General features: G+C 34.6%; 19 protein-coding genes and 1 tRNA gene. 8 read left to right on the plus strand and 12 right to left on the minus strand.

The window, feature by feature from the left end; translation table 11 throughout:
- Positions 1 to 101: 101 nt before the first annotated feature.
- A tRNA-Met gene (locus tag DMB65_RS21080) sits at positions 102 to 174 on the minus strand.
- Between the two features lie 117 nt (positions 175 to 291).
- Between DMB65_RS21080 and era the strand changes: the two genes are divergently transcribed.
- The 4 genes from era to DMB65_RS21100 all read left to right on the plus strand — a co-directional run bounded on the left by era (position 292) and on the right by DMB65_RS21100 (position 6,451).
- Entirely contained in the window at positions 292 to 1,173 is an 882-nt protein-coding gene (gene era / locus DMB65_RS21085) for a GTPase Era (RefSeq protein ID WP_110308603.1), read from the plus strand.
- A 131-nt stretch (positions 1,174 to 1,304) separates the two neighbouring features.
- On the plus strand, positions 1,305 to 1,931 hold the full coding sequence (locus tag DMB65_RS21090) for a CHAP domain-containing protein (protein ID WP_110308604.1): 627 nt from the start codon (positions 1,305 to 1,307) through the stop codon (positions 1,929 to 1,931).
- 250 nt (positions 1,932 to 2,181) lie between these two features.
- Entirely contained in the window at positions 2,182 to 3,492 is a 1,311-nt protein-coding gene (gene der / locus DMB65_RS21095; protein WP_110308605.1) for a ribosome biogenesis GTPase Der, read from the plus strand.
- Between the two features lie 157 nt (positions 3,493 to 3,649).
- Entirely contained in the window at positions 3,650 to 6,451 is a 2,802-nt protein-coding gene (locus DMB65_RS21100) for an outer membrane beta-barrel protein (protein ID WP_110308606.1), read from the plus strand.
- A gap of 107 nt (positions 6,452 to 6,558) precedes the next feature.
- Here DMB65_RS21100 and DMB65_RS21105 read toward each other — a convergent pair whose 3' ends face one another.
- The 10 genes from DMB65_RS21105 to DMB65_RS21150 form a co-directional block, all read right to left on the minus strand.
- Positions 6,559 to 7,302 carry a DUF2490 domain-containing protein gene (locus DMB65_RS21105; protein ID WP_110308607.1) on the minus strand — a complete coding sequence of 248 codons (744 nt, stop codon included), beginning with the start codon at positions 7,300 to 7,302 and terminating at the stop codon, positions 6,559 to 6,561.
- A gap of 140 nt (positions 7,303 to 7,442) precedes the next feature.
- Positions 7,443 to 8,621, minus strand: a complete 1,179-nt coding sequence (locus tag DMB65_RS21110) for a chromate transporter (protein ID WP_110308608.1) — start codon at positions 8,619 to 8,621, stop codon at positions 7,443 to 7,445.
- Between the two features lie 18 nt (positions 8,622 to 8,639).
- Positions 8,640 to 9,161: a hypothetical protein gene (locus tag DMB65_RS21115; protein ID WP_110308609.1), complete on the minus strand. Its 522-nt coding sequence runs from the start codon at positions 9,159 to 9,161 to the stop codon at positions 8,640 to 8,642.
- Between the two features lie 94 nt (positions 9,162 to 9,255).
- Entirely contained in the window at positions 9,256 to 11,820 is a 2,565-nt protein-coding gene (locus DMB65_RS21120; protein ID WP_110308610.1) for a TonB-dependent receptor, read from the minus strand.
- Between the two features lie 249 nt (positions 11,821 to 12,069).
- Entirely contained in the window at positions 12,070 to 12,483 is a 414-nt protein-coding gene (locus DMB65_RS21125) for an RrF2 family transcriptional regulator (RefSeq protein ID WP_110308611.1), read from the minus strand.
- A 106-nt stretch (positions 12,484 to 12,589) separates the two neighbouring features.
- On the minus strand, positions 12,590 to 13,408 hold the full coding sequence (locus tag DMB65_RS21130) for a TPM domain-containing protein (protein ID WP_110308612.1): 819 nt from the start codon (positions 13,406 to 13,408) through the stop codon (positions 12,590 to 12,592).
- A gap of 3 nt (positions 13,409 to 13,411) precedes the next feature.
- Complete coding sequence (locus tag DMB65_RS21135) at positions 13,412 to 13,849, minus strand: TPM domain-containing protein (RefSeq protein WP_110308613.1); 438 nt, start codon at positions 13,847 to 13,849, stop codon at positions 13,412 to 13,414.
- A 34-nt stretch (positions 13,850 to 13,883) separates the two neighbouring features.
- Positions 13,884 to 14,468 carry a LemA family protein gene (locus tag DMB65_RS21140; protein WP_110308614.1) on the minus strand — a complete coding sequence of 195 codons (585 nt, stop codon included), beginning with the start codon at positions 14,466 to 14,468 and terminating at the stop codon, positions 13,884 to 13,886.
- 33 nt (positions 14,469 to 14,501) lie between these two features.
- Entirely contained in the window at positions 14,502 to 14,834 is a 333-nt protein-coding gene (locus DMB65_RS21145) for a MerR family transcriptional regulator (RefSeq protein ID WP_110308615.1), read from the minus strand.
- 45 nt (positions 14,835 to 14,879) lie between these two features.
- Positions 14,880 to 15,857, minus strand: a complete 978-nt coding sequence (locus DMB65_RS21150) for a M23 family metallopeptidase (RefSeq protein ID WP_110308616.1) — start codon at positions 15,855 to 15,857, stop codon at positions 14,880 to 14,882.
- Positions 15,858 to 16,125: 268 nt separating this feature from the next.
- On the opposite strand from DMB65_RS21150, the gene alaS reads away from it, so the two are divergent.
- The gene (gene alaS, locus DMB65_RS21155; protein WP_110308617.1) at positions 16,126 to 18,777 is read left to right on the plus strand and encodes an alanine--tRNA ligase; all 2,652 of its coding nucleotides are present in this window, start codon (positions 16,126 to 16,128) and stop codon (positions 18,775 to 18,777) included.
- A gap of 110 nt (positions 18,778 to 18,887) precedes the next feature.
- Positions 18,888 to 19,241, plus strand: a complete 354-nt coding sequence (locus DMB65_RS21160) for a GxxExxY protein (RefSeq protein WP_110308618.1) — start codon at positions 18,888 to 18,890, stop codon at positions 19,239 to 19,241.
- Here the strand turns inward: DMB65_RS21160 and DMB65_RS21165 are convergent.
- Positions 19,153 to 20,898 carry an ABC transporter ATP-binding protein gene (locus tag DMB65_RS21165; RefSeq protein ID WP_110308619.1) on the minus strand — a complete coding sequence of 582 codons (1,746 nt, stop codon included), beginning with the start codon at positions 20,896 to 20,898 and terminating at the stop codon, positions 19,153 to 19,155. The genes DMB65_RS21160 and DMB65_RS21165 overlap by 89 nt on opposite strands.
- A 180-nt stretch (positions 20,899 to 21,078) precedes the next feature.
- Between DMB65_RS21165 and DMB65_RS21170 the strand changes: the two genes are divergently transcribed.
- Together DMB65_RS21170 and DMB65_RS21175 are read left to right on the plus strand one after the other, a co-directional pair.
- Positions 21,079 to 21,816 carry a hypothetical protein gene (locus tag DMB65_RS21170; protein ID WP_123955374.1) on the plus strand — a complete coding sequence of 246 codons (738 nt, stop codon included), beginning with the start codon at positions 21,079 to 21,081 and terminating at the stop codon, positions 21,814 to 21,816.
- Positions 21,817 to 21,918: 102 nt separating this feature from the next.
- Positions 21,919 to 22,869 (plus strand): GSCFA domain-containing protein, encoded by a 951-nt coding sequence (locus tag DMB65_RS21175; RefSeq protein WP_110308621.1) that lies wholly within the window; start codon positions 21,919 to 21,921, stop codon positions 22,867 to 22,869.
- Positions 22,870 to 23,056: the final 187 nt, after the last annotated feature.

Genomic DNA, 23,056 nt, shown 5'->3' on the forward strand with positions numbered 1-23,056 from the left:
TCTTGAATTTTTCAGAATAAAGAATGTAAACAACAAATTCAGCCATATTTCAAAACGCTATAAACAAAAAAGCTCCAGATTTCTCTGAAGCTTTTACTTAGTAGCGGGAACAGGACTCGAACCTGTGACCTTCGGGTTATGAGCCCGACGAGCTGCCTACTGCTCTATCCCGCGATGTTTCGGGTGCAAAGATACGCCCATTTTTGAGAAAAACAATGAAAACTTAAAAAAATGTTTTATTTTCTGTATTAAGTTGATATGACTACCTTTGCACAATAAATTATATTCAAAATGTCACATAAAGCAGGTTTCGTAAACATTATCGGAAATCCAAACGTTGGAAAATCAACCCTGATGAATGCCTTCGTTGGAGAGCGATTATCAATCATTACGTCAAAAGCACAAACTACACGTCACAGAATTTTAGGAATCGTAAACGGAGAAGACTTTCAGCTAGTCTTGTCTGATACACCCGGAATCATCAAACCAGCATACGAAATGCAGGAATCGATGATGAATTTTGTAAAATCGGCTTTTGAAGATGCAGACATTTTAATTTATATGGTCGAAATAGGGGAGCAGGACTTAAAAGACGAAGCTTTCTTTAATAAAATCATCCACGCTAAAATTCCGGTTCTGTTATTATTGAATAAAATCGACAATTCAAACCAGCAACAATTGGAAGAGCAGGTAGCATTTTGGAAAGAAAAAGTGCCAAACGCAGAAATTTTTCCAATTTCGGCCCTCCAGAATTTTAACGTTCCCGAAGTTTTTGGCAGAATAATAGAATTACTTCCGGAGTCTCCGGCCTATTACCCAAAAGATCAGTTGACAGACAAACCGGAACGTTTTTTCGTAAACGAAACCATTCGTGAAAAGATTTTACTGAACTACAGCAAAGAAATTCCGTATGCAGTAGAAATTGTAACAGAAGAGTTTTTTGAAGACGAAAAAATCATCAGAATCCGTTCTATTATTATGGTGGAACGCGAAACACAAAAAGGAATCATTATTGGGCACAAAGGGGCTGCTCTTAAAAAAGTTGGAACCGATGCTCGTGCTGATCTGGAAAAATTCTTCGGAAAACAAATTCATATCGAATTGGTGGTGAAAGTCAATAAAAATTGGAGGAGCAACGCCAATATGCTGAAACGTTTCGGATATAATCAGTAATGAGGTTTGGGCGTGTCCCAAGGGCCGGGCTGTACACTATATCTTTTGTGCCGAACCCGGCCACAAAAGGATACCGTTTCCATCCCTCACGCATACGAACTAAAAAAACCTTGGTTCTTAAATAGAAATTAATGAAAATTAAAAAGATTGTTTTTATAGTAATTTCAGTTTTAACCTTGGGTTATGCAGGACTAAAAGTTGTAAAAAGAATAAATTTTAATCAAAATTATAAAATAGGTCAGGTACTGGATAGTTTACATGGTGTAAAAGTGTACTATAATGGAGGTGTTGATAATGTTCTTGAGAGAAACGTTACAAAAGACCATTACAATCTAGGACTAAAATACCAATGTGTTGAGTTTGTAAAACGATATTATTATGAGCATTTTAAGCACAAAATGCCGGACGCATACGGACATGCAAAGGATTTTTTTGATCCTGAAGTTAAGGATGGTGAACTGAACGTAAAACGAAATTTAATGCAATACACAAATCCGGGTAAATCAAAACCTGAAATCGGAGATTTGGTTGTTTTTTCCGGATCAGTTTTAAACAGATTTGGACATGTGGCCATAATTTCTAAAGTTTCAGAAAATGAAATCGAAATTATGCAGCAAAATCCCGGACCATTTAGCAGTTCAAAAGAAACGTTTGTTATGAACTTTCAGGAGGGCAATTATAAAATAGAGAATGACAGATTGCTGGGCTGGTTAAGAAAAAATAATGAAAAGGATCTTCTTGTACCCCAAAAGCCCTAGCCCAGATAGGAGCGGCATCCTTTTTCTGGCTCCTTTAGCCAGAGAAAGATATAGCGGATAGCTGGAATTTGGTCCTGAAAATAACAAGAGTTACAATAAAAAACGCAGGGACTTAGAAACGTAGCAACTTAGCCACTTTTTTAACTACCTTTGCAAAAAATTAAAACACAGTATTTTGGGTTGGCCATTTATGTGATTTTGTCAAAAGCAGAATCAACAATCTGCATCCAAAAGCTTAAAATTCAAAAAAATGAATAACATTGTTGCGATAGTAGGAAGACCTAATGTAGGGAAATCAACCCTTTTTAATAGGCTGATACAAAGAAGAGAGGCCATTGTGGACTCAGTTTCCGGAGTTACCAGAGACAGAAATTACGGTAAAAGTGAGTGGAACGGAAAAGAATTTTCTGTGATTGACACCGGGGGGTACATTCGTGGTTCTGATGACGTTTTTGAAGGTGAAATCCGTAAACAGGTTGAACTTGCTATCGATGAAGCCGATGTTATTATTTTTGTGGTTGATGTAGAAGAAGGTATTACACCAATGGATGAAACGGTGGCAAAATTGTTGCGAAAAGTAACAAAACCGGTATTGCTGGCTGTCAATAAAGTGGATAATGCCATGCGCGAAAAAGATGCTGTAGAGTTTTATAATCTTGGTTTAGGGGATTATTTTACGTTCGCCAGTATTTCAGGAAGCGGAACAGGAGATTTGTTAGACGCTTTGATTGAGTCATTTCCGGTAAAACCCGAGCCAGTTCAGGAAGAGGTCGTTTTACCTCGTTTTGCCGTAGTAGGGCGTCCAAATGCAGGAAAATCGAGTTTTATTAATGCATTGATTGGTCAGGACCGGTTTATGGTAACAGATATTGCAGGAACAACACGTGATGCTATTGATACCAAATTTGACCGTTTTGGTTTTGAATTTAACCTTGTTGACACAGCAGGAATTCGTCGTAAAGCAAAAGTTAAGGAAGATTTAGAATTTTATTCGGTAATGCGTTCGGTAAGAGCAATTGAGCATGCCGATATTTGTATATTGGTTATCGATGCAACCAGAGGATTTGAAGGGCAGGACCAGAGTATTTTCTGGCTCGCTGAAAAAAACCGTAAAGGGGTTGTGATCCTGGTAAACAAATGGGATTTGGTAGAAAAAGATACCATGTCTACTCGTGATTACGAAGAGAAAATCAAAAAAGAATTAATGCCTTTTACAGATGTGCCAATTTTGTTTGTTTCGGCTTTAACAAAACAGCGTTTATTGAAAGCACTTGAAGCTACGGTACAGGTTTTTGAAAACAGAAAACAAAGAATCCCTACTTCAAAATTTAATGAATTTATGTTAAAGGTAATTGAAGCGTATCCTCCGCCGGCAACAAAAGGCAAGTATGTCAAAATTAAATACTGTATGCAGTTGCCTACTTTAACGCCTCAGTTTGTGTTTTTTGCCAATATGCCACAATATGTAAAAGAACCCTACAAGCGTTATTTAGAAAATAAGATTAGAGAAAACTGGGACTTTGCAGGGGTTCCGATAGATATTTATATCAGAGAAAAATAGAAAATATAGAGTCCCATTTTTGGGACTTTTTTTATGTCTTGGTATTGTAGAAACAATAATACTGAAAGTGAATTGGCATTATGTTTAGATAAATGTAAAAATCACAATTAAACCCTTTGATTCATTTGGAGTCTTATTGTTCTAACCAAATATTTGTATGACCAGATTATCTCATTTTTTATTATTTTTTATTTTTGCCTATAGTGCTAATGCCCAGAATGATATTGTACTCAAAGGAATCGTTCTTGATATTAATTCGCAAGTTCCAGTTGAAATGGCGACGGTTTATTTTACAACTGTAAAAGATTCGGTTGTCATCGATTATGCTACAACAGACAAAAACGGTGTGTTTCGGTTAAATACTAAAAAGCTGGACAAACCTGTTTTTCTTAAAATAAATTATCTGGGCTATCAAACCTACACAGAAGAGCAACATAATCTTTTGGAAAGTAAAGACTTCGGAAAATTATATCTGGTCGAAAGCGTAAATGCATTAAATGAGGTTATTGTAAAAAGCGAAGCTCCGCCAATTCGTATGAAACAGGACACCTTAGAGTATAATGCTGCTTCTTATAAAGTCCGTCCGGATGCAAATGTAGAAACCTTATTAAAACAATTACCGGGATTTGACGTAGATGATGCCGGAAAAATAACGGTTAACGGAAAAGAAGTAAATCAGCTTCTGGTAAACGGAAAGCCATTTTTTGACAGGGACGGTGCTATGGCATTGAAAAATTTGCCTGCTGAAATTATACAAAAAGTTCAGGTTTCTGATTTTAAGACGAAAAAAGAAGAATTATCCAAACAGGAATCTACTTCGGATTATTCAAGTATCAATCTTACTATTGATGAAAAGAAAAACAAAGGCTATTTTGGTAAAATCTTAGCCGGATATGGTTCTGATGATCGCTACGAAAGCAGTCTGATCATGAATTTTTTCAATAATAAACAAAAAATAAGTATTCTTGGGGCTTCAAATAATATTAACTCTACGGGTTTTAGTCAGGATGAGGTATTCGACAGTATGGGAGGGGGAAGAACTGCCAGAGGAGGAAAAAGTTCAACAGGAGGCAAAGGAATTACGCAATCTAATTTGTTAGGGATCAATTATTCTGATGATTGGACAGAAAAACTAATGGCCTCCGGAAGTTATAATTTTTCAAATACAATTAACAATAACAAAAGCACGGTCAATGAAGCTATTATTCTGCCAACCGGAAATAATTTTACTCATTCAGATTCCAACACAAGAAGTGAAAGTACGGGCAACAAAGCTAATTTTGAACTGGAGTATAAAATAAATCCAACAACTAGTCTTGTTATTATTCCAAATCTAAGTCAGACACGTTCTAATGGAAACTCCAATTCGAACAGTACAACTAAGGATGCAGAGGATAATGAAGATTTTTTAAACAAGAGCAGCTCAGTTTCTTATAGAGAAAATACTGCCACAAATTTTGCAAATACAATCAATTTTAATAAGGCATTCGAAAAGAAATCGCGAAATATGAGCTTTGTTTTTTCGAATAATAATACCAGGAATGATTCAGATGGGTTTAATGATTCAAACACCTTTTTTACTCTGGAACCAGATAAAAACGTTGATAGATACCAAAAAACAGGCGGTAGAAATGTTTCAGATTCCTATTCTTTGGATCTTGAATATACCGAGCCCGTTACAGATTCTCTTAGAGTGCGCTTTGGTTCTGATTTTGACTGGCAGGGTTCATCAAATGACCAGGAAACCTATGATGTTGACCGGAAAACAGGCGAGATTTTAGGTTTAAATTCTTCATTGACAACGTATACAAACTCTAAACAAAATGCGTTTACGCCAAAAGTGGGGATTACATTAAGAAAAAATAAATATACATTAAATCTGGATTCAAAAACGTCTATTGTCAATTTTGATAATTATTCGTTGTATATGGGTAATGAAACCCAGTTAAATAAAAAATATGCCTTACCTTTTGCCACTGCCCAGTTGCGATATAAATTTAGTAAATCAAAGAATCTGACATTAAAATACGATTACTCAAATGCAATACCTTCAGCAAATTATTTAATGCCAATTGCTAATTTAAACAATCCGTTGAATAGCATCATTGGTAATGCTGATTTAGATCCTATTGAGAAAAACTCGATGAATTTTAATTTCAGGAATTTCGATTTTCGCAGCCGTTCAGGTTATGCTTTTTCGCTAAAAGGAGATTATTATAATAATGATATTGTGTCAACTTCTGTCTTTGATGAAAATGGTAAAAGAACAACAACGTATGTGAATATTTCTGGAAATTATTCTCTTTCAGGGGGTGCAAACTGGAATCAGTCGATTAAAAAAGAAGCACATACTTTGCGATATGGAATTGGGCTAAACGCAAGTTATACTTTTGATAAAGGATATACAAATACGGTTTTATTTAATGCCAAATCAACAGCAATTTCGCCTAAATTGTATTTTACTTATGAATATGGTGAATTACTGACTATATCTCCGTCTTATGGTTTGTCTTTTAATGAGACTCACTATCAAAATACTTCTGCGACTTCGACTTCGGCAGTTGTGCATAGGGCTAATTTACAAACCACAACCTACTGGCCGGACAATTTGATTTTTGGAAACGATTTTGGATATACTTATAATTCTAATATTTCGGATGATTTTAAAAAAGATTTTTACCTGTGGAATACCAGTTTGTCGTATGGTTTTTTAAAGAAAACATTATACGCTAAAATAAAAGTGTATGATGTACTGAATCAGAACCAAAGTGCTACCAGGACCATTTCGGCAACCTCGGTACGTGATGAAGAAAATACCGTTCTAAAACGTTATGTGATGTTTTCTGTAGCGTATAAAATCGGGAATTTTGCAGCAGAAAAAGGATCTAAAAGACGAGGAGGTGAACGCGGAGATGGTGGAGATAGAGGAGAGCGCGGCGGAAGAGAAAGAGAAGAATAAAGTTTAAAATGCTTAAAAAGAAATAGATACGATGATAAAAAACTCCAGCAAAAAACTGGAGTTTTTTATTGAAAAACTGTTTCAACAAATTATTAGAATTTGATTTTTTACGATTTAATTTTTCTGTTAATTCTGTGATAAACAGTAAAACGAAGAATATCACGATCATAAAAATCAACACCGCTGGCACGCCTCTGAAAACTTTTCAGATAGCCCAATTCCAAACCAATATTGGGGTTGAAATGGTATCGTAAAGCTCCGTAAATTCGGTTTTGGTCGAAGGTGTTTTTCTTATTATCTTTTCCGTAATTCAACAAAATCTCATCAGAAATTGTTGCTTTTAAACTTCTTTTTTCTTTTTCCCAAAGTGTAAAAGTCGATTGCAGCCGGTATCTGAACCTGAAAGCAAAAGAGTAATCGTTTAATAATTCTGTTTTGGTCGCCTTTTGAATGAATCTTTCTTCAACCTGAAAACGGTTATGAAAAGTAATTTTTGCTATATCATTTATAAAAGTAATATCCTGTTGTCCGCGATATTCAGGAGTTGTAAAATCTGGATCAGTAAGAGGAGTCTGTGTATTTACGCTAAAATAAGCCAATCCGCCGCCTAAGTCAATATTTTTGTTGGTACGGTATCTTCCCTGAATTCTTAGAACCCATAAATTTTCATGAATCGGATGAACAAAACTCCGATTATCAAATTCCGAATGCAGGGACCATTTTTCAGATATAGGCAAAATAGTGTAGTACCGAAGCCAGGTTAATGTTTGGTGTTCGATGTTTTTTTTGCTCTGAGAAAAAACAATTTGGCTAATAAGGACTAAAAAAACAATAAATCTGAAAATCTTCATCAATTTTTATCAATTCAAGCTGCGAATATATACAAATGTGAATAGATTTATAGAAAAGTAAGATGGTTTTTAAATTGGGTTTGAATTCTATTTTGTGATTTTATCAATTACAATGTTAAGTTTTAACTAACAGATAAGGGCTATATTAGCTTGATTAAGACTCCCACTAGAGCAGCAATAACAATAATATGAGGTTCTTGTAACCTTTTAACATATATCAAAATTAAGAGGGTTCCTATAGCAATCAGAGCTGTAGGAATATCAATAATTGTGCGCAGAGTAATTACTATTACTGCACCAACCAAAGCACCAATTACCCCGGCAGTTATTCCGTCAACAAATGCTTTGATACTTTTGTTTTGCGATATTTTTTTGAAATAAGGAGCAGGTATAACGGTAAACAAATAACAAGGGAGAAAAGTTGCTAAAGCAGCAACGCAGGCTCCTGTAAATCCACCTACTAAATAACCAATAAATCCAACCGTAATAACAACAGGACCGGGAGTAATCATGGCTACAGCAACGGCGTCAACAAACTGATTTTCGGTTAGCCAATGGTGTTCGTTAACAACTCCGGCGTGTAAAAAAGGAACAATAGCTAAACCGCTTCCAAAAACAAAGGCTCCGGCTTTAATAAAGAACCAGGCAAGGTCTCCTAGTTTTCCAAGTTCTACAGCAGAGAATCCAGAGGTAGCTAACAGAAATAAAGAAGCTGTTTTATGTCGTTTGATCCATTTGGGAGGTGCTTTTACAATCATATAAATAAAACCTAAAACGATGAATAATGTTAGTTCTTCTCTTTGAGTTACAGCGGTAAGAATAGTAGCGGAGAAGTAAAATATCCAGAGAAGCCAATTATTTTTTATGGCAGTAATCTCAAATTTGCTAATCGATTTGGTAGTAATTTTATAAGAACTCAAAACAATGATACCAATTACAGCTGCACTTATACCATAAAAAACAGCTTGCATCCATGGTAAACCACCATATACCTTGTAAGCCATACCTAATAAAACTACCATTATGAAAGAAGGAAGAACAAACGCCAGCCCGGATAACGTAGCACCTAAAATGCCATAGTGCACAAACCCCATATAAATCCCTAATTGTGCTGCTAATGGACCTGGGGCTAATTGAGATAATGCTAATCCTTCTTTAAAGTCGGAGTCATTAATCCATTTTTTGTCTTCGACCAAATCACGTTGCATATAATTAACTAAGGCTACAGGACCACCAAATCCTGTTGTGCCAAGTTTAAGAAAATATTTAACCAGGTCGGTTAAAGTGTAATTAGGTTTATTTTTTATGATTTCAGACATAATTTGGTTTAAATAATATTAAAACGAGATTCCAAATTGAAGACCTAATGTTAATGAAGGAGGTTTGTCATTGCCAAATCTTGTGGGTAAAGGTACAGATATGTAATAATTATAATCTTCATGTATACCAATGGCTTTGCTCAATACAGGAGTAAAACCATATCGGCCGGATGTTTCAAAAGCCATTCTGCCCGCAAAAGTAAAGTCGTTTTTTAATCGCACCAGTATTCCCGGATGAATTAATACGTTATTGACTTTGCTAATTTCTTTGTCGCTTCTTATAGTTGGAACTATTTCGAATGAAAAACCAATAGTTTTATTTTTCCAAACGTTTATGGCAATTGGCATTCCAACAACGTAATGATCTTTAAAATTAGTAGTTGTTTCTCCTGATGTAAATGTTACTAATGGATGTACAATTCCTACAGTAGCTTTTATTTTTGGAAAAATTTCTGCTTCATTTTGAGCATATAATTTTGAAGATAAAATTGTAAAAATCAGAATGATTAAGGAGTTTAATATAAAGTATTTTTTTTTCATAATTAAAAATAGCAGTTTATATTTTTGAAATTAAAACCGCCGCAAAGTGTAATGCACAGTGCGGCGGTTTTTTAATTTTAGAGTGACTAAAAAATTATAAAGAATATTTTAAAGTAACTCCGTAAGTTCTTTGATCACCCAAAACCGCAGCATAATGTCCGGCATTTCCACCTGCTGGCAATAATTGCTCATAATAATCTTTGTTAAAAATATTACGTCCCCAAAAGTGAACCGATAGGCCTTGTGATGCACGGAAACCTAAACGGGCATTAAATAGAGCATAACCAGGAACCACTAAATATTTTGACGCTGATGGGCTTGAAGAAAACTCAGAACGTGCGTAAGAGTCTATTCCAAGGAAAATTTTTCCTGTATTTCCAAAGAATCTGGCATTATCTGAAAGTTCACCTCCTAAAGATCCCGCCCATTTTGATACACCAGGCAAATCAGATCCAGAGACATCTTTGTAGTTTACAGCTTTTCCGTCAACAACAAGGCCGGTTTCTTCTAATGGAAGTGGAGCATTCGTGAATTTAACATATTTACCGTCAGTATAAGTTCCGGCTGCATTTATAGTAAAGTGCTGGCCAAAAACAATACTTGCATCCAGTTCAGCACCCCTTACGCGCACTTCATCAGCATTTGCCAGATAGCCACGGTTTACCCCTAATTCGGCAGCCTGAACGTTGGTTTGAAAATCTTTAATAGCAGTATTAAAGAAGGTAAGGTTAAAAATTGAATTTTTAAACGGTGAGGTTTTTACGCCTACTTCATAATGATTTACATCTTCAGGCTTAATTACTGAAAGATCAGAAAGGGTTTGACCAGCGGGTGGAGTAGGAAGCCCTGCAACATTTACACCAACCGGTTTGTAGCTCTTTGCGTAAGTGGCATAAGCATTGATTTTATCACTAATTTTATATGTCAGGGTTAAATTTCCTGAAAAATCGGTATCATCTGTACTGGAATCAAAAGCCTGATCGGTATACACTAATTTTTTTAAAGCGATTAATGCAGGGTCGGTTGTCTGAAGGCCACCATATGTAGTACGTTTGTAATTAGCTTCTTTTTTATCGAAGTTATATCGTAAACCAGGTAATGCATGCAGGCGATCTGTTATTGCCCAGTCTAATTGTCCAAATACTGCAGCACTGGAAGCTCTGATTCTGGCATCTGTTTTTATTCCGTATCCTTCAAAAAGGCCCGGTGTTTTCCATAAATTACTTGTAGTACTTTGAGAAAATCGCCATTGGGCATTTCCGGATTCTTCAGTACCATCTGTTTGTGATGTCTGATCAATAAAGAATACACCTGCAACACCACTAATTGTAGAGGTGAGCTGACCAGCATAACGTACTTCCTGTGTTATTTGGGTTTGTCTGGTTGGATTTTGTGATTTTGCTAAAACCTGTAACCCTGTAAAATCCCTGTCATTTGATGGGTCCCAGTTCCAAAAACGCCATGCAGTTGTTGATGTTAAAGTTCCGCCACCAATTTTAGTATCAATATTCAAAGATATACCTCCCATGTCTTGTCCGGATCTCCAGGGGGTGTCCTGATCAATTTTACGGTCAAATGCGTTTCTGCTTGGTAATTGGTAATTTAAGTCGGCAATAATAGCATCAAACTGACGATAGGCCGCTCTGTTTGTTGGTGCAACACCTGCAATTACCTGTGCGTATCCATCAGGGCGCTGAGTTGTAATATCTGCAGCTAATATAATATTGGTGTTTTCTGACGGAGTATAAAGCAACTGTCCTCTGATTCCCTGATTGTTTAAGGTATTTGTAGCTCTTCCTGTTGCAATATTATCGATTAAGCCATCACGTTGTGTACCTGAAAAAGAAAGTCTTCCGGCAATTTTTTTGCTTAAGGCACCTGTAACAGAAGCTTTAGCCTGAAGAAATGCATAATTTCCAAAACTTACCTCGAAATCTGCACCTGATGTAAAACTGGGTTTGCGTGTGGTAATATTAAAAGCTCCAGAAGTTGTGTTTTTACCAAACAAAGAACCTTGAGGCCCTCGTAATACTTCGATTCGTTCAACATCTATAAAATCTAAAGTTGTTGCTGCCGGACGTGCGTAATAAACACCATCGACATAGAAACCAACACCCGGATCAATACCATCGTTAGTAAGACCATAAGGGGAGCCTAAACCACGAATATTAATTCCCGTATTTCTGGGGTTTGATGAATATAATTGTACTGATGGAACTAATTCTTTTATACGATTTACGTTAAAAGCACCGGCTTGTTCAGCTTGTTTTCCGGTTACTACTGAAACTGCAATTGGAATATCCTGAACTTTTTCTATTCTTCGTCTTGAAGAAACAACAACTTCAATAAGTTCATTTTCTTCTTTTAATGCCACCTCTAAAAGAGGAATTGGTAAAGTAGTAATTTCTACTTCAGTAGTTTTATAACCTACATATTGTACCAAAAGTGTTAAGGGGAGTTTTTTGCCATTTGTATCAAGGCTAAATTTCCCATTCTCATCTGTAATAGTACTTATAGTAGATCCCTTGACAACTATATTGGCTGCTCCTAAAGGTTTTTTTTGTGAATCTGTGATTGTTCCTTCAATATTTTGTGCAAAGGATATTGAAAAGGTTAAAACTGATAATATTGTAAATATATTTTTTATTGAATTTTTCATTTTTTATATTATATATATGTAATTAGTAGAATTTAAATTAAATTTTTTTACCAACACATACACATCATAGCAGAATTGTTTTTCACTGCTGTGAAATTTGTATTATTACTTTTTGCCAAAAGATTTTTTGATACATAAGACTTACTTAATTTTACTTTCATAGGTTTAAAATTTGTAAATGATTTGTTAATTATTTTTGGCAAAAATACATAAATTCTATAAATATAGTAGAGTTTTAGGTATATTTTTTTATTTTTTTATCAGCGAAGCAATTGTGATGTTCTGCATAGCCTTTAAAGTCTCATCCCGAATAATCATTAATCCATGGCGCAGGCTGCATTCTTCCTCAGTTTTACAATCTGTACAACGCTCATAAAAATTTAAAGATGCACAAGGCAAAAGCGCAATTGCACCGTCAAATAAACGATGAATTTCTGCCAGAGTAATGTCATTTTTGGATTTTATCAGATAATAACCTCCAAATTTTCCCTGCTTACTGCTCACAAAATGCCCTCGTTTCAGATCCAATAAAATCTGCTCTAAAAACTTTTTAGGAATATTAGCCCCCTCAGCAATTTCTATCGTTTTAGAAATATGGCTTTCATCTTGTTCTGCCAGATAAAGTAAGGCTTTAAGGGCGTATTTTGCTTTATGTGATAACATCTGCGTTAGTTATGAATAATTTTTAATTATGAATGATAATTTTAAGCTAAAGCAGCGTAAAAATTAACAGTATACGAAAACTTGAAATTGGAAACCTGAAATAAAATTACCAGCTGCCGCTTGAACCTCCTCCTGAGAATCCGCCACCGCCAAATCCGCCACCGAAGCCGCCGCCGCCAAAACCACCTCCGGATGATCCTCCGCCAAAACCTCCTCCGCTGCTTCTGCCGAGACTACTTAAAAGAATGACATCCATCAGGCTGGGGCCTCCGCCACTATTGCCTGAATTTCCTCCTCCACCTCGTTTGTTTCGGGAGAGTAAAATTAATACAATTACAATAATAACAATAAATGGGAGTATCGGAAAACTTTTTCCTTTGGTTTGCTTACGTTCACCCTTGAATTTTCCTTTAAAGACATCAATTATAGCATCAGTACCCTTGTCAAGACCATTATAAAAACTTCCGGCTTTAAATTCAGGGACAATAATATTCCGAATGATGGTTCCGCCAATTCCGGCTGTCAAACGATCTTCTAGGCCATATCCCGGATTTATCGCAATCTTTTTTTCATTTTTGGCCAATAGTATGATAACGCCGTTATCGTCTTGTTTTGTTCCTCCAATTCCCCAGGTTTGCCCCCATTTTGTGGCTAACTGACTAACATCTTCTCCTTTTAAGCTTTCAATTGTTATGACTACAATTTGAGTTGTGGTTGAATCTGAATACCGAATTAGTTTCTCTTCTAATTGTGTTTTTTCTGAAGCACTTAAAATATTAGCATAATCGTAAACTGATGTTTGTTTTTCGGGGATTTTAGGTATTTCAAATTGCGCAAAGATACTATTAGAAATAAAAAGCGCTAACAAAAAGGTAAACAGAAAAATTCCATTGGAATTTGATATTTTATTTTTGGAAATTTTCATTATTTATCCTTTTGATATTTCGTTAGATAATTCGTTTGTGTCACCTTCAGTCCATGGAAAGTAGTTTTTTAATTGTTCACCGGCATTTAAAATGCCATCAACAATGCCTTGTTTGAATTTTCCGGCTTTAAATTGTTCTGTCATTTTATCTTTGGTACAATCCCAAAAATCATTGGCGACAAGATCATTTATACCTTTGTCTCCACAAATTGCAAAACTTTTATTTTCTACTGCAAAGTAAAATAATACCCCATTTTGAAGTTGGGTTTCATCCATTCGTAATTCATGAAAAACTTCTAAAGCCCTGTCAAAAGGAACTTTAGAAGTTGTTTTTTCTATATGCACTCTAATTTCGCCAGAAGTGTTTTTTTCAGCCACACGAATAGCTTCAACAATTTCCTGTTCTTCTTCTTTGGTTAAAAAATCTTCTACTTTTGACATTGAAATTATTTTTAGAGTTTAGATTTTATTTGTATTAAAATTTTACTTCAACCGGTTTATCTGCACCTGTAGATGCTTCAAAGTATGGTTTTTCTTTGTATTCACTAAGGAACCAATTGTTTGGAATTTTTAAAACATATCCGTTGTAAGTCTGCACTGACTCATTAAAACGGGTTCTTGCTGTTAAAATCTGGTTTTCTGTGCTTGCCAGTTCATCTTGTAATTTCAGGAAATTTTCGTTTGCTTTTAATGTTGGATATTGCTCAACAGAAACTAATAATTTTGATAGGGACGAAGATACACCGCTTTGTGCCTGATTGAATTGTGCTAATTGTTCCGGGGTTACATTAGCTGGATCAATAGTTACTGAAGTTGCTTTTGCACGGGCTTCAATCACAGCAGTTAGCGTCGATTTTTCGAAATCAGCAGCACCTTTTACAGTATTTACTAAATTCCCAATAAGATCATTACGTCTTTGGTAAGCTGTTTGTACATTTCCCCAATCTTTATTTACCGCCTGACTGTGTTGCAAAGCAGTATTTTTAATTCCGATTGACCAAAATGCGATAATAGCAATAAGCGCTACAATAATTCCTACAGGGATTAACCACTTTTTCATATTTGTTTAATTTAAGTTTATTTCTATTTTTAATTACAATTCGTTTTTAATTTCTGTCAATTGTGTTTTTATCGTCTCTAATTTACGTATTATTTCGAATTTATCTAATGTTTTCTTTTGTCCTTCTTTCAGATGTGTTTTGGCACCTTCAAGTGTAAAACCACGCTCTTTGACCAAATGATAAATCAATTGTAAATTCGTTATATCCTCAGGCGTAAACATTCTGTTGCCTTTAGCATTCTTTTTCGGCTTCAGGATATCAAATTCGCTGTCCCAAAATCGTATCAAAGACGCATTGACATTAAAAGCCCTGGCAACTTCGCCAATGCTGAAATATCTTTTATCTTTAGAAAGCTCAATGTGCATTTTTTTTATTTCTAATTTATTTCAAAAATAATACTTTTTACAGTATTAATCTAATGACTGGTTTTCCTGGTTTGCCATATGGGAAATAGCCACATATTCTGCCGCTGAAATATTTCCGTAATAGAAGTTGAGCGGATTTACGACTTTTCCGTCTTTATGTACTTCATAATGGCAATGTGGTCCTTCTGATCTTCCTGTACTTCCTACATATCCAATGACATCTCCACGTTTGACACGTTGTCCGGGTCTGCACTTGTATTTGCTTAAATGGGCATATAAACTCTCATATCCAAAACCATGCCTGATGACGATATGGTTTCCAAAGCCGGATGCCGAATTGTCAGCTCTTGCTACTATGCCGTCGCCTGTAGCATAAATTGGTGAACCTGTATTAGCAGTGAAATCCATGCCGTTATGCATTTTTCGCACTTTCGTGAAAGGATCAATTCGATACCCAAAACCGGAAGCCATTCGTTTCAAATTCTCGTTTCGAACTGGCTGAATGGCAGGAATGGCAGCTAATAAATTCTTTTTTGTGCTGGCAAGCTTTAAAATTTCATCTAATGATTTTGATTGGATAGCCAGTTCTTTCGAAAGCTGATCAATTCGCTTGGTGGTATTCAGTACCAATTGCGAATTATTATAGCCTTCTAAATCTTTATATCTGTTCGTGTTTTTAAATCCGGATTTTCTAATAGAATCCGGAATTTCGGTTTTGTTAAAATAAGCTCTGTAAATATTATTATCCCTGTCTTCTAAGGATTCGGTTACATCATCAATTTCATCCAGTCTCTTGTTTAAAATTGCATATTGTATTTTTAAATTTTCTATTTCACGGGCTTGTAAGCGATCTTTTGGCGTTTCAAAATAGGGTGTATTAATTAAAAGGACAAATACTAAAAAACCAAACAATGCTGAAGCGAGTAAAAACAAGAAGGCATAACCAATTTGGATCCTCTTTTTTGTTTTTATTTTCGTATAAGCCAGATTTTCTGAGTCGTAATAATATTTTACTTTCGCCATATTTTAAAATACCCTATTTTTGCAGCTCGTAAAAGAGTTAGTCGAACAAAATTACTAAATGTTTCAGTTGTTCGGGGCTTTTTTCAAGAATAAAATAATTTAGATAATTGAGTCAATTTGATAATTAGATAATGAGTGAACTGGGTAATTTATTGTTTGAACCAGTAAGTTTAATTTAAAATTATCTAATTATCGCATTTTCAAATTAACACATTTTTTAATTATCAAATTAACACATTATCACATTATCACATTTTCTAATTACAACATGAAATCACAAGACGTACGTAAACAATTTCTGGACTTTTTTAAAAGCAACGGACACTTAATTGTCCCATCTGCTCCGATCGTGCTTAAAGACGATCCAACCCTTATGTTTAATAACTCGGGAATGGCCCAGTTTAAAGAATTTTTTTTAGGTAACGGAACGCCAAAAAGTCCAAGAATAGCCGATACGCAAAAATGTCTTCGTGTTTCAGGAAAGCACAATGATCTTGAAGATGTTGGCTTTGATACCTATCACCATACGATGTTTGAAATGCTGGGTAACTGGTCTTTTGGAGATTATTTCAAAAAAGAGGCTATTAACTGGGCCTGGACTTTATTAACAGAAGTATATAAAATTCCAAAAGAAAATCTTTATGTTTCTGTTTTTGAAGGAAGCAAAGAAGATAATGTGCCATTCGATCAGGAAGCCTGGGATATCTGGAAAACATTAATTGATGAAGACCGAATTATTCTTGGAAATAAAAAAGATAATTTTTGGGAAATGGGCGATCAGGGACCATGCGGACCTTGTTCTGAAATTCACGTTGATTTACGTTCTGAAGAAGAAAAAGCGTTAAAACCTGGAAAAGAAGAAGTAAACAATGATCACCCGCAAGTGGTAGAAATCTGGAATAATGTATTCATGGAATTCAACCGTAAAGCTGATGGTTCATTAGAAAAACTTCCGGCACAACATGTAGATACCGGAATGGGATTTGAGCGTTTGTGTATGGCATTACAAGGAAAAACTTCGAATTATGATACCGATGTTTTTACACCGCTTATCGAAAAAGTAGAACAAATTACGGGATTAAAATACACTTCAAACGATGCAATGACAAGTCGCGACTTGTCAATACAAGAAAAACAAAATAAAACCAATATTGCCATTCGTGTTATTGTCGATCACGTTCGTGCTGTAGCTTTTGCTATTGCCGACGGACAGTTGCCATCAAACACTGGAGCCGGTTATGTAATTCGCAGAATTTTGCGTCGTGCCATTCGTTACGGATTTACATTCTTAAATACGAAAGAACCGTTTATCAATAAATTGGTAGAAGTTCTGGCAAACCAAATGGGCGAATTTTTCCCTGAAATAAAATCGCAACAACAATTTGTTACTAATGTAATTCGTGAGGAAGAAGCTTCATTTTTAAGGACTTTAGATCAGGGATTACAATTATTGGATCATGTAATTGCTGAAACTACAGGACAAGAAGTTTCTGGTGCTAAGGTTTTTGAATTGTATGATACATTTGGTTTCCCAAAAGATTTGACAGCCTTAATTCTAAAAGAAAAAGGGTTCTCATATAATGAAGAAGAATTCGAAGTGGAACTACAAAAACAAAAAGCACGTTCTCGCGCCGCTTCTGAAATTTCTACAGAAGACTGGAATGTTTTGATTCCAGGAAATGTAGAAACATTTGTAGGTTATGATAAAACAGATAACGAAGTAAAAATCACACGTATCAGAAAAGTTGATTCTAAAAAAGATGGTATTTTGTACCAAATAGTTTTAGACAACACGCCATTTTATCCAGAAGGAGGAGGCCAAGTAGGAGATAAAGGAACATTAGTTTCAGCTAATGAAACGATTGAAATTATCGATACAAAGAAAGAAAATAACTTAATCCTGCATTTTGCAAAACAGCTTCCTGAAAATGTAGAAGCAGGTTTTGTAGCAAAAGTAAATACTGATTTAAGAACATCAACATCAAAAAATCACTCGGCTACGCACTTGATGCATTTGGCTTTGAGAAGCATTTTAGGAACGCATGTGGAGCAAAAAGGTTCATTGGTAAATCCGAATTATCTGCGCTTTGACTTCTCTCATTTTAGTAAAGTTTCTGATGAGGAACTTAAACAAGTTGAAGCTTCTGTAAATGCTCAGATTGAAGCACAGTTACAATTGATAGAACACAGAAATATTCCAATTCAGGAAGCATTAGACAAAGGCGCAATGGCTTTGTTTGGCGAAAAATACGGAGACAATGTTCGTATGATTGAGTTTGGCGACAGTAAAGAATTGTGCGGAGGTATTCATGTAAAAAATACAGCAGAGATCTGGCATTTCAAAATCATCTCTGAGGGTGCTGTAGCGGCTGGAATTCGTCGTATTGAAGCCATTACAGGTGATGCTGTGAAAAACTTCTACTCAAGCCAGGAAAATACTTTGGCAGAGATAAAAGAAACGCTAAAAAATCCGCAGGATATTTTAAAATCGGTTGCTTCTCTTCAGGATGATAATACTAAACTAAAAAAACAGGTTGAGCAGTTATTAAAAGAAAAGGTTAATGCTTTAAAAGTTGTTTTAGAGAATGATTTCCAACAAGTAAACGGCGTAAATTTCCTTGCGAAACAGGTAGATTTAAGTATGGCTTCTACGAAAGATTTAGCTTCTGCTTTAGGAACTTCAAAACCAGATTCGTTTGTGTTTTTAGCTTCTGTCGAAGATGGTTTGCCAAATATTCACTGTTATATCTCTAAAGAATTGGTAGCAGGCAAAAGTTTAAATGCAAATGCAGTCATTAAAGAATTAGGAAAATACATTGAAGGAAATGGAGGAGGGCAGCCTTTCTTCGCATCCGGAAAAGGTAAAAATGCAAATGGAATTGCTGAGACGTTGACTAAAGCTGTTGAGTTCGTGAAGTAGCGTTCTTTTTATTTGCGCAAAGACGCAGAGTCGCAAAGTTTTTTTAAGCTTTGCGACTTTTTTTAGTTGTAGTAATTTATTTTTGTAAGTTTATACTTTTATTTTTGAGTATGACAGAAAATGAAATTTCAGCTATAGTCGTTGATGTTTGCTATAAAATACATGTAAAACTTGGTCCTGGTTTATTAGAATCAGTTTATGAAGCAATATTGAATCATGAATTAACAAAACGAGGTTTATCAGTTGAAAGACAAAAGCCACTTCCTGTTATTTGGGATGAAATTGTTTTAGATATTGGTTTTAGAGCTGACTTAATAGTTGAAAATAAGGTTATTTTAGAAATAAAATCAATCGAACAAGTATCAAACTTAAATTTTACTTACGTTCACCTATCTGCTGACGCCACATTGCATAATATAACCCTTTTTCGACAATTAAATCTTCGTGTTTTCCATGTTCAATGATTTTTCCCTGCTCCAGGACAAAGATCCTGTCAGCATGCATTACGGTAGATAATCGATGGGCTATTAAAACAGTAATTCTGTTTTTATCAGAAATATTTCTGATTGTGGCATTAATTTCTTCTTCGGTAATGGAATCCAGAGCTGAAGTTGCTTCATCAAAAATTAATAAATTCGGATTTCTCAAAATAGCTCTGGCGATTGACAAACGCTGTTTTTCTCCGCCAGAAACTTTGATTCCGCCTTCACCAATTGTGGTGTTAAGACCATCTTCGGCACGAATTAACAACTTCTCACAACTGGCTCTTTTCAGGGCATCATATAAATCTTCATCGGTTGCATTTGGTTTCACAAACAATAAATTTTCCCGAATAGTTCCGGAAAATAATTGTGCATCCTGTGTTACAAATCCGAGTTGTTTTCTCAAATCAAGTAAATCAATTTCAGTTGAATCAATATCATTATAGAGTACCCGGCCTTCTGCAGGCGTATAAAGTCCAACCAATAATTTAACCAAAGTTGTTTTTCCGGAACCGGATGGCCCAACAAAAGCAACAGTCTGTCCTTGTCTGATTTCGAAATTGATATTTTCAACTGCTTTGAATTTAGCCGTTTTGTGCTGGAAACTAACATTCGAGAATAATAAAGACTGAATTGCACCCACATGTTTTGGCGTTTTTGGGCGAAATTCTTTTGGAGCATTTAAAAGAATCCTGAAATTTTCCATCGAAACTTTCGTTTCGTTAAGCGCGATTATAAAGTTCCCCAACTCCTGTAAGGGGCCAAAAATAAAAAAGGTGAAAAATACCATCGTCAGTAAATCGCCTACAATAATTTTTCCTCCAAAAAGGAAATAATATAATGTAAAAACGACGCAGGTTCTTAAAAAATGCACCGTTGTACCCTGAATAAAACTCAAACTTCTGATAAAACGAACTTTCTCTAATTCAAGGTGCAGGATTTTAAAGGTGTTTAAGTTCAGACGTTTTTCTTCCTGATAGGTTAAACCAAGACTTTTTACCAATTCGATATTTCTTAAACTTTCTGTTGTTGAACCAGCCAGTGCATTGGTCTGATTGACAATTTTTCTGGAAACAATTTTTATTTTTTTACCCAGATACGAACTTACTAAAGCAATAATTGGAGCCGTAATTAAAAAAATAATCGAAATACGGTAATCGATTCGGGCAATATAAACAATGACAAACACGAATCCGATAATGGTTTGAAAAATAAGCGAAATTGAAAGGGTAATCAGTTTTTCTGAATCAGAACGCACTTTTGTCAGTTTGCTCAGGGTTTCGCCGCTGCGCTGATCTTCAAATTCGGCATACGGCAAATCAAGTGATTTTTTGATTCCATCCGTGTACATCTGAGCACCTGTTCGCTGAATCACAATGTTGGTAAAGTAATCCTGAAAATTTTTGGTAATTCTGGATACCATTGCAGCACCAAGCGAAAGCCCAAGCCAGAATGATAAAGATTTGATGAAACCGATTTCATTTCCTTCATATTTATGTAGTCCAACGCCGCAATCCTGCATTAATTTACCAGTAATAATAGAATCTGATAGACTGAAACAGATGTTGATGGTTGCCATAATCAAAGCAAAAAGCAGCAGCATTTTATGTTTGATTATATAAGAATATAATAATTTCATATTTTGAATTTTTACTTTAGGAAGGTTACAAAAGTAGTGAATAGATTGACTTTTATAAAAGGGATTTTTATTTTAAAATATTAAATCTCTTTAGGTTTTTTTTCAATTATATTTGTTAAAAAATATATTAAAATAAACATGAAAAAGATTCTATTTCTTTTCAGTATTATTTTCATCTTAGTGTTAACCTCTTGCTCTAATGATGATAATTCAGATATTGTTCTTTTTCCTAAGCAAATTGTTACGACCGATATATATAATGGAATAATACAAAAAAGAACAACAACAATTACTTATTTAGGAGATAAAATAGTTAAAGCTGTAAGTGACAATGGCTTTGTTGAATCATATACATATACAGACAATTTAATTACTAAGGATGAATTTACTAATACTAATGGGGTAAAAATTCTAACCACCTATTTATATGATTCTGCCAGGAAATTAACAGAAGTAAATATTAGTAGAACGAGTAGTGAAGATGTTGTTACTAAATCGAAAGTAACTTTTGATCATAATATAGATGGAACTATTACCAGAAATGGTTTTAGTAAATCAGTATTAACTTATGCGAATGGAAATTTAATTAAAGTAGTAACTATATTAGGAGCGGGTTCAGGAGGTGTTTTTATTGATGAATATGATAATAAAAAAAGCCCTTTTTCGAGTGTATTAGGTGTCAATAAATTATTAGATGCTAATTTAACATTGTGTGCTGCTGTAAATAATCGTACCAAAAGAGAAAGTTATTATGTAGACATTCAATATGGGCATATTATTTCTGAAGTGCCAATTAACACCATTACTACTATAAATTATTTAAATAAATATAATTCAGATAATTATTTAACAGAACAATATTATGAATACGACTCGATAGATGGTAAAGCATCTTGTAAAATTGAGTTTGTATATTAAAGTTTATTTTGGGTTTAAAAAAATCTTTGAAATAACTACTCTGTGTTTCGAGGATTTTTGATTTACAAATGAATTTTAAAACTGTATTTTTAAAGTAAAGCTATGCAATTCAGAACCCAAATTCCAATTTCAAAGAGTAATTCTCCAATCGATTATAATTCGAAGATATTCTCTATTGGTTCTTGCTTTGCTGAAAACATGGCGTCCAAATTTGATTATTTTAAATTTCAAAATGTAACCAACCCTTTTGGAATTATTTTTAATCCGTTTTCGATTGAAAAATTATTCAGAAGAGTGTGTGAGCAGCAGCAGTTTACAGAAAAAGACGTTTTTTTTTACAACGAACGCTGGCATTGCTTTGAAGTTCATTCAGATTTAAGTAATTCTGATAGGGAAGAATTACTGGAAACATTAAATAAAATTAGTACAGAAGCTTACAAAGGGTTAAAAGAAACAACACATATAATTATCACCTATGGGACTTCATGGGTTTATAGAAATATGAGGAGCGATGAAATTGTTGCCAATTGTCACAAAGTGCCTCAAAAACAATTTTCAAAAGAATTATTACAGGTTGAGGTTATTCAAAAAAAAATCCAGAATACAATTGAATTAATTCAGAATTTAAACCCAAAAATAAATTTCATTTTTACTGTTTCTCCGGTGCGTCATATCAAAGATGGTTTTACAGAAAATCAGTTGAGCAAATCGCATCTGTTTACCGCTCTTCATAAAACCATCAATTACCAATCAACGCCCCTTAACTATTTTCCTTCCTACGAAATCATGATGGATGAACTTCGGGATTATCGCTTTTATGCCGAAGACATGTTGCATCCTAATCAAATAGCTATTGATTACATCTGGAAACTTTTCAGCGAAAGTTATATTTCAGAAACCAGTTTTTCTACTATGAAAGAAGTCGATGAAATTCAAAAAAGCCTTCGTCACAGAAGTTTCAATCCCGAATCAGAGCAGCATCAGAAATTTTTGGAAAAGCTACAGCAAAAGATAAACACTCTCAGCCAAAAGTTACCAAATATAAAATTCTAATACACTCTTTTAATGAATTAGTTATAAAAATACATTCAAAACGTTTTTTTTGTGAAGCAGAAACGAACTATTCACAGTGGAATTTTAGAATAAACCCATAAAATTATGTAAATTATTAAAGTAAAATTTTACAATTTTTGTAAATAGGTAATTCTGCCTTATCAAATTATAATTTTAAACCAAATGT

This window comes from Flavobacterium cheongpyeongense (assembly GCF_003202435.1).
GTDB lineage: Bacteria > Bacteroidota > Bacteroidia > Flavobacteriales > Flavobacteriaceae > Flavobacterium > Flavobacterium cheongpyeongense.